The following is a 7,004-nucleotide window of genomic DNA, read 5'->3' on the forward strand; positions in this document are numbered from 1 at the left end:
CAGAAGGTGCTCGAGCTCTTGGACCGCCAGAACCTCGTCGACCTGTCGCGTGCTGTCCTCGACTCCGCTCACGTCCGCGCTAAAAAGGGGGCGAATTTGCAGGTCCGAGCCCCGTGGACCGGGGTAAGCCCGGTTCCAAGATGCACGTCCTGTCGGACGCGAACGGACTGCCCCTACGCGTCGGACTCTCCGCAGCCAACACCCACGACAGCCTCGCCCTGAAGCCGATGCTGTCCCACTTCCACATGGGACACGAATCCCACGCGACCGATTCCAAGCCGGGGCGCCTTCACGCGGACAAGGCATACGACATCCCTCACCTGCGGCGATGGCTGTGGGGCAAGCACATCGGCGTCCGCATCGCCAGCAAAGGCATCGACTCCAGCGACCGCCTCGGCCGCCGACGCTGGGTCATCGAACGCACCATGTCCTGGCTGACCGGATACCGCCGCCTCAACCACCGCTACGAACGCCACCCCCGCAACTACCTGGCCTTCCTCGGACTGGCATCCGCACTCTGCTGCTACAAGCGGTTCCTCAAACTGACCATGTAGGACACGGTCTTAATACTCCAGCAGCGGTTCGTGTCTTGAGCTGGTGGTTGTCGTTGTCCTGGTGTGGAGGGCATGACTGAAGTCGGTTGCTGGGCTGCGGAGTTGGAGTCGGTGTTCGCTCGGGTGGCGGGCCGGTTCGCTCGGGCGGATCTGCGGTGGCGGATGCGGGACTACGTCCGCGGTCTGCTGGGTCAAGCGGCACGGAAGAACGGCTGGCAGCTCGCTGAATGGGCAGGCCACCGCACGCCGGACGGCTTCCAGCGGCTGCTGAACAGCAGCCGCTGGGACGCGGACGCCCTGCGCGACGACGTCCGTGCCTACGTCGGTGAGTCCCTTGGCCCCAATGGCGTGTTGATCATCGACGACACCGGGTTCATCAAGAAGGGCACCACCTCGGCCGGGGTCGGCCGGCAGTACACCGGCACCTCGGGAAAGATCGACAACTGTCAGATCGGCGTGTTCGCCGCCTATGCCACCCGCTCGGGCCGGGCCCTGGTCGACCGGGAGCTCTACCTGCCCAAGGCCTGGACGTCCGACCGCAACCGCTGCCGGGCGGCGAAAATCCCCGATGAGCGGGGCTTTGCGACCAAGGGCGAGCTGGCCCGGGACATCGTCCGACGCTGTCTGGCCACGGGCCTGCCCGCCGCCTGGGTCACCGCGGACGAGGCCTACGGACAGGACTGGCACTTCCGCCGCCTGCTCGAGCAGCTCGACGTCGGCTATGTGGTGGCGGTGCCCAAGTCACAGCAGATCAAGTCGCTGGCCGGCATCTGGCGCATCGACCAGCTCATCGAGGACGCCCCTGCCGATGCCTGGCAGCGGCTGTCCTGCGGCGACGGGGCCAAGGGCCCGCGTGTCTACGACTGGGCCGCGGCCAAGTTGCCCGCCAACCTCGTCTTCGACCCCGACCCGCCGACCCACCACCGGTGGGTGATGGCCCGCCGCAGCCTGTCCGACCCCGAAGAGCTGGCCTACTACCTGGCCTACGCACCCGTCGGCGTCGAGATCGCCGAGCTGGCCCGCATCGCCGGCTCCCGCTGGGCGATCGAGGAGTGCTTCCAGGCCGCGAAGAACGAATGCGGCCTGAACGAGTACGAGGTCCGCCGCTATCCCGGCTGGTATCGGCACATCACCCTGGCCATGCTCGCCCACGCGGTCCTCACCGCACTCGCCGCCCAGGCCGCCGAGGCCGCAAAGGGGGCTGCAGAAACGGACCAGCCCTCGTCCCGCTCACGGTGGCAGAGATCCGGCGGCTCCTGGACGCTCTCCTGCCCCGCTCACGAGCCGACCGCGCCCCCATCACCCACGCACTGAAGTGGTCGGCCTGGAGAAGACACCGCCAGGCCGTCGCCCGCCGCTGCCACTACCGAAAACGCAGCTCAGAACACGATTCGCTGCTGGAGTACTAAGTCGTCCCCGCGTCCGCGGGGGTTGCTCCCAGACCGGGGTGACCATTACCCCCCACGGCACGTCGTCCCCGCGTCCGCGGGGGTTGCTCCCTACCTAGATCCAGGGCGAATCCGTGCCTGTTGTCGTCCCCGCGTCTGCGGGGGTAGCTCGAGCCCATCGTTCCCCAGCGGCTGGAGCTGGGCGTCGCCCCCGCGCCTGCGGGGGTAGTTCCTCCTGTGTCCTCTTCAGCGCCTGCTGGAGCCCGTCGTCCCCGCGCCTGCAGGGGTTGCTCCGTGTTCCGGGTGTATACGCCGAGACAGTTGGTGTCGTCCCCGCGCCCGCGGGGGTTGCTCCACGACCGCGAGCTGCGGATCGCCCGCGTGATGGTCGTCCCTGCGCCTGCGAGGGTAGTTCCTGTTCGGCGCCCCCCTCGCCGTTCCCTATGTGTGTCGTCCCCGCGCTCGCGGGGTAGCTCCCACGATCGGAGCAACCCCGACCATGGCCACCGGTCGTCCCCGCGCCCGCGGGGGTTGCTCCATCGGGCTGTTCTCCCTGTCCGTGGCCCAGCGGTCGTCCCCGCGCTCGCGGGGGTTACTCCTCCTGGAGCACGCCCAGCTTGCATGGGAGCAGGTCGTCCCCGCACCTGCGGAGGTAATCCCGCCATATACGTCGTCATCGGCCGATCGGGCTGATCGCCCCCGCACTCGCGGAGGTAGTCCCTTCGACGATGACTACTGGCACCCCCTCCGTGAACCTCTTCCATCTTGATCAGGTGGCGAGTTCGAGGGCGACGACGGCTCGGACGACGGCTGTGATCCGGGTGGTGCTGCAGCGGAGTTTCCGCAGGAGCCGCCAGGACTTGAGGATCGCCATGGCGCGTTCACCGAGGCTGCGGATCTTCGCGTGGTCCCGATTGTGACGGCGGCGCCAGCCGCGCAGATGCTTGCCACGGATCGGGACGTGGATCGCAGGGCCGGCGCCCTGGTACGCCTTGTCGGCCCAGCACTTGATGTCATCTGCGGCGAGGGCGGCGGGAATGCCGTGGGCCCGCGCCGCGGTCAGGTCGTGGGTGGCTCCCGGCAGTGCGTCCGAGGCCCAGATCAGGCGCCCGGCGGGATCGGCGAGGACCTGCACGTTCATCCCGTGGTGCTTCTTCTTCCCGGAGTAGTACGGCTGGTCGGCGGCGATGCGGTCGATCGGCAGCACGGTGCCGTCGAGGATCACGTACGCCTTCTTCCGGGCGGTCGTCATGGCCTGTTCCAGCGTGGGCGCGAGGGCGGCCAGGAGGTCGACGGCCTCGCGCGTGTAGCGGTAGGCCGTGGCGATCCCGATGCGGAAGCCTGCTGCGAGGCGGGCGTAGGTGTCGCCGCAGCGCAGGTGTGCCAGGACGAGCAGGGCCTGCCGGCCGCAGGTGAGGCGACGCCAGCGGGAGCCGATACGACGGCGGTGATCTGCGAGGAGACCGGAGAGGTGTTGCAGGGTGCGGCTGGACAGATCGATGCCGGACGGGTAGACAAGCACGCGAAAGCTCCTGGCGAACTGGTGATCTTGGTCGAGAACCCGTCTACCAGGAGCTTTCTTCATGCCCGCCGCCGGAGTCACCCGCCCAACCACCCGTCAGGTTGGAAACGGCTCCGTGAGTCGTCTCCGCGTCCGTAGGGGACTGTTCGGCTATACCCCTGAGAGCGTCAATGCATGTAAAGGAAAACAAATGTGCTTGCTAGCATTACTGCAGGTCAACAAGTATCGTCTCCGCGCCTGCGGGGGTAGTTCCACCACCATGACGATCTCCGGGCTCCAGCCCAAATCGTCTCCGCGCCTGCGGGGGTAGTTCTCCGCAGGCGCGCATGGGTTGCGTAGACTGCGCATCGTCCCCGCGCCTGCGGGGGTAGTTCGATGGGCATGACGTGCTCACGGACCTCTCCGAGATCGTCCCCGCGCCTGCGGGGGTAGTTCCGAGCGCCTGGACGTGCTACCCAAGGGTCAGGCATCGTCCCCGCGCCTGCGGGGGTAGCTCTCCGTTGGGAGAGGTCCCCATCGTCCCTCTCATGTCGTCCCCGCACCCGCGGGGGTAGCTCCTTCTCGCTGAACACGGGCCCGTGCACTCTCTAACTTGATCTTTAACCTGTGCGGCGGGGACGTGGAGTGGTCGACTTCTTTGTTCTTCGTTGCGTCCGCTGTGTTGTGCGAGCTGTGTGCACGTCGTGGCGGGGTGTGGGCCGGGTGTTCTTGCGGCCTGGTGGTCGTCCGGGGCCGGGCCGGGAGGGTTTCGGTGCCTGGGCCGGGCAGGTGGTCGACGGGCGGATGTGCCGGAAGTCGCGGCGGACGCGGGCTGGGGTGAGTCTGTCCGGTGGGCTGGGTTTCTCCCACGGCCGACGCCGGTCGGCTGCCAGCGGCCGGGCAAGCCGCAGCTGGGTGTAGGCGGCGATGATCAGCCAGGTCCATCGGTCAGCTGCCTCGGGGGTGCGGATCTTCGGTGCGGTCCAGCCCAGGGTCTGCTTGAACAGGTGGAAGGTGTGCTCGATGTCGAAGCGTCGCAGGTAGGACTGCCAGAGGCGGTCGGTGTCTGCGTTGGTGGCGTCAGTGCCTGACCACCACAGCCAGACCGGCTTGGGGGTGGCTCCGCTGGGCAGGTGGTCGATGTCCAGGCGGATCACCGTGCCTTCGACGATGGGGAGGGTGCCGTCGGCCGCTGCCCAGGAGGAGCGGTGGGTCAGCTTGGGATGCAGCCGGTTCCAGGAGCGGGCCAGGGCGGTGCCGTAGAGCCGGGTATCGGTGACGGTCTGAGTGTCCGGGGTGCCCCAGGTGTCGGGCTGGCCGAAGACGAACTCGCCACCGTGGCGGGGTGGGCGGCCCATCGTGCCCGGTCGGCGGGGCGGGACGGCCCTGCGTAGCACCCGGTCCGAGCGCATCCGGGCCAGCACCTGCACGGGCAGATCCCGCAGGAGGAAGGCTAGACGGGGTGCGTCGTAACCGGCATCCGCGATGACGAGCATGTCCGGGTCGCCGGCCTGCCACTGACCTGCCGTGATCAGTCGCTCGACCAGCTCGCGCAGTTGTCGGGCGGTGACCGTGGCGGTGTCGTCTCCAGGTGCCAGTCGCAGCGCGTCCAGCGGCGCGGTCCATGAGCTGCGGCCGGGCTCGAGGGCGCAGATGATCGAGTAGGGCCAGCCTGGGACGGGGATGTGCTGATCCTTGCCCCGTCCGTAGGTGTGGCACAGGATCCGTTGCGGTGAGGTGTGAGCGTCCGGCCGCAGCCAGCAGGTGATGTCGATGGCCAGGACCAGCCGGCCGTCGGCAGCACGGGGAAGGGATACCGCGGCCAGGGCCCGCCGCAGCCTGTCCGCGTCCACCCGGCCACGGGCCACCGCCGCGTAAAGTCCGCCGTGACCGCGACGGTGTTCGCCCACCAATGACAGCTCGGCCAGCGACCTGACCGGCCCGTCACCGCACAGGACGGCGTCGGCCAGCTCGAACAGCACGTCCGAACGAGCGGTGAGACAGGAGTAGAACTCGCCCCGGAAGCGTGACAGTTGCGTCAAAGCCTCTTGCCGGGTGTCGCGTTGCAGCAGACTCATCCTTGCGGCCTTCGTGCTGGACGTGTGTGTTCCTTGGTCGGAGCACATGTTCAGACGAAGGCCGCTCTGGCGTACGCCGGATACCGAACCGAGTGATCAAGTCCGAGGCACCATTCGACGCCGGACGTTAAAGATCAAGTTAGGGTCCGTCTTCAAACGGATCTTGCCCAGAGCAGGAACGATGCGAGGGCGACCGCCGCTTCGTAGGAAGTGGCGGTCTTGTCGTATCGGGTGGCGATACCGCGAAAGCCCTTGAGTCGGTTGAAGCAGCGCCCAATCGTGTTGCGCCGCCAGTAGGCTCCCCGGTCGAACCCTGGCGGTCGGCCGCCGTGGCCACCGCGCCTCAGCCGGTTCCTTCGCTGGTCGGTCTTCTCGGGGATGGTATGCGCGATGCCGCGTTTTCGCAGGTAGGCGCGGAAGCAGCGGGAGCTGTAAACCTTGTCTGCGATAACCTGGTCGGGCCTGCAGTGCAGCCGGCCCGGGCCAGGGCGGGGAACACGGATCCGTTCCAGCAGAGGACGTGCGCAGACACTGTCGTGGCGTTGGCCGGGCGTCACCAAGATCGCGAGCGGGCGGCCCTTGCCGTCGCAGGCGAGGTGAGTCTTGGTGGTCAGTCCATCTCGGGATCGGCCGAGGACGTGATCGTCCGGTTCGTCCTGCCGGTGCCGCCCCCTTTTCGGCCGGTGGCGGCGGCGTGCTGGTGGGCGCGGACGATGGTGGAGTCGATCTGGACCAGCCAGTCAATGTGGCCAGCCGCGTCGGCGTGGGCCTGGATCTGCTGCAGGGGCTGGGTAAACACCCCGTCGAGGGCGTAGCGGCGGAAGCGGGTGTACATAGTCTTCCACGGCCCGTAGCGTTCCGGCAGGTCACGCCAGGAGATCCCGGTACGAATCTTGTAAACCATCCCGTTGATGACCTGCCGGTCCTCCACGCGCGGCCGACCCGTCGCGGCCTGGGGTATCAGCGGAGCGAGTAACTCCCACTCCTGATCAGTGAGTTCATGACGACGTACCACGACACCATGATCTACCACCCGGATGATCTTTGAAGACGGACCCTAGACCTCGCATGGGTGAGGTTCGCCTGGACGGTCCTGGTAGTCGGATGCTCCTCTCCCAGTACCCGCACGCAGTTGTTGAGAACCTGCTCGTACAGGGGGATGGCCCGCGTCAAGTCCCCGGCCGACTCGTAGGCGCTGGCGAGGTTGTTGCGGGAGGCCAGGGTGTCGGGGTGATCCTCGCCCAGTACCCGCACCCGCTCCTGCAACGTCCGCTCGAACAGGGGGATGGCCCGTTCTAGATCACCTGCCGCGCGGTAGGCGCCGGCGAGGTTGTTGCGGGAGGTCAGGGTGGAGGGGTGGTCCTCGCCCAGTACCCGCACCCGCTCCTGCAACGTCCGCTCGTACAGGGGGATGGCCCGCGTCAGGTCCCCGGCCGACTCGTAGGCGCCGGCGAGGTTGTTACGGGAGGCCAGGGTGTCGGGG

At 67.9% G+C, this 7,004-nt stretch carries 5 protein-coding genes, 1 pseudogene and 1 CRISPR repeat array; of the genes and pseudogenes, 2 read left to right on the forward strand and 4 right to left on the reverse strand.

From position 1 onward, the window contains the following. Both FHS37_RS38145 and FHS37_RS38150 read left to right on the forward strand, forming a co-directional pair. Nucleotides 1-554 (forward strand): annotated as a pseudogene (locus FHS37_RS38145) (IS5 family transposase); the annotation flags it as partial. Between the two features lie 72 nt (nt 555-626). Further along, a complete protein-coding gene (locus tag FHS37_RS38150; RefSeq protein WP_184829843.1) occupies nt 627-1,868 on the forward strand; it encodes an IS701 family transposase in 1,242 nt (413 codons plus the stop codon). Between the two features lie 843 nt (nt 1,869-2,711). Here FHS37_RS38150 and FHS37_RS38155 read toward each other — a convergent pair. From FHS37_RS38155 to FHS37_RS38170, 4 genes are all read right to left on the reverse strand, one after another. Then, nucleotides 2,712-3,464 (reverse strand): transposase family protein, encoded by a 753-nt coding sequence (locus FHS37_RS38155; protein WP_184829845.1) that lies wholly within the window; start codon nt 3,462-3,464, stop codon nt 2,712-2,714. 224 nt (nt 3,465-3,688) lie between these two features. After that, nucleotides 3,689-4,018: direct repeats of the CRISPR family, unit length 25 nt; unit sequence ATCGTCCCCGCGCCTGCGGGGGTAG. Nucleotides 4,019-4,063: 45 nt separating this feature from the next. Beyond that, nucleotides 4,064-5,521, reverse strand: coding sequence for an NF041680 family putative transposase (locus tag FHS37_RS38160; RefSeq protein ID WP_184829847.1), 1,458 nt, complete (start codon nt 5,519-5,521; stop codon nt 4,064-4,066). A gap of 152 nt (nt 5,522-5,673) precedes the next feature. Beyond that, a protein-coding gene (locus FHS37_RS38165) for an IS5 family transposase (protein ID WP_184829849.1) occupies nt 5,674-6,536 on the reverse strand; the annotation gives its coding sequence in 2 pieces (ribosomal slippage) (nt 5,674-6,177 and nt 6,180-6,536; 861 coding nt in all). A gap of 11 nt (nt 6,537-6,547) precedes the next feature. Then, nucleotides 6,548-7,004: tetratricopeptide repeat protein (locus FHS37_RS38170; protein WP_184829851.1), on the reverse strand; the 457-nt coding region annotated here is incomplete at its 5' end.

It is taken from the genome of Streptomyces griseomycini (assembly GCF_014203535.1).
GTDB lineage: Bacteria > Actinomycetota > Actinomycetes > Streptomycetales > Streptomycetaceae > Streptomyces > Streptomyces griseomycini.